Here is a 1,236-nt window from a genome sequence, read left to right on the forward strand (position 1 = left end):
ATTAACTACAGATTGTAATACATCTAAATTGTTAAATTTATTTAGATATATTTCTCCCTTAGAAATAGCACTATCAATATTATTATTTGATACTAATAAATTTTTCAAATTATTGAGTAATTTAAGTTTTTCATTTAATTCATTATATGTGTAGTCAACATTTAAAAAGCTTACTAATGAGTTAACAAAATTACTTTTTTCAGTTATTTCATTGGATAAATTCATATATTCTAAATTTATAGCATTTAACCTATTAAAATCTGTTACACATTCATTAAGTTTATCTTTAATATCTTCTAAACTTGAAAAATCTTTAAAATTATTTAAGTAAACATTGGCATTTTTTATACTCATATCTAACTTATTAAGCTTGTCATTGAAGTTTATATAATAATTATTTTTGAAATTTAATGTTACTAATTCTGTAACTATACTACTTAGCAATTCTAAATCTGGTAATTTAGATATATCAATATTTATTGAATTAATTTCATTGTTGATTTCTTTAAAAGAATAACTAAGCTTTTTATATAACTTTAATTTATCTTCTTTAATAGAAATTTTATCACGTATAGATTTAAGTTCTTCATATTTCTTTTCTAAATCCTTTAAATAATCAAACTTAGCAATTTCTTCTTCAAGCTCAGTTTTTGATTTTTCTAAATTTCTTATATTAGTATTAACTGTTTTATTTTCTCTTACTGTATCTCTTAAAGCGTCATCAATATAGTTTACAGAGATGAGTCGTCCAATTGCACTTGCTCTTACTGAAGGAACTTGATTAAGTAAAAATGGTCCCTCTAATTGGTCAGCTATATTTAAAATACTAGTTTTATCATCATTTAACGACATTTTATACATACCAGTAATATTAATAATTTCTTGTGGAACAGAACGACCAAAGGCTTCAAATTTTTGTTCTTCTTGGTTTGGCAGTTTCAAATAATAGTCATTTTTAGATGATGACTTTAATCTTTTTATTATTGCTCCATTAGAAAATTCTATTTCTACTAGAACTTGATTTTGCCCTTGCATAATGAAATAATCCCCTTGAGGTTCATTATACAAAGCCCATTTTATTGCCCTCAAAATAGCAGTTTTACCAGAATCAGAATTCCCCAGTATAACATTAAGTCCCCTATCAAATTCCAAAGAGGTGTTTTTATGTGATTGGAAATTTTCCAAATGAACTTTTGTAATATAAATCATGTATATTTAGCTCCTGACATTTGTGCT

The 1,236-nt window shown here is 24.4% G+C and carries 1 protein-coding gene; it reads right to left on the minus strand.

Features of this window, described 5'->3' with window-relative positions; translation table 11 throughout:
- On the minus strand, window positions 1-1,209 hold a 1,209-nt coding region (locus HMPREF9131_RS05525; protein ID WP_009345874.1), incomplete at its 3' end, for an ATP-binding protein.
- Window positions 1,210-1,236: the final 27 nt, after the last annotated feature.

This window comes from Peptoniphilus sp. oral taxon 836 str. F0141, from assembly GCF_000179335.1.
Lineage (GTDB): Bacteria > Bacillota > Clostridia > Tissierellales > Peptoniphilaceae > Peptoniphilus_A > Peptoniphilus_A lacrimalis.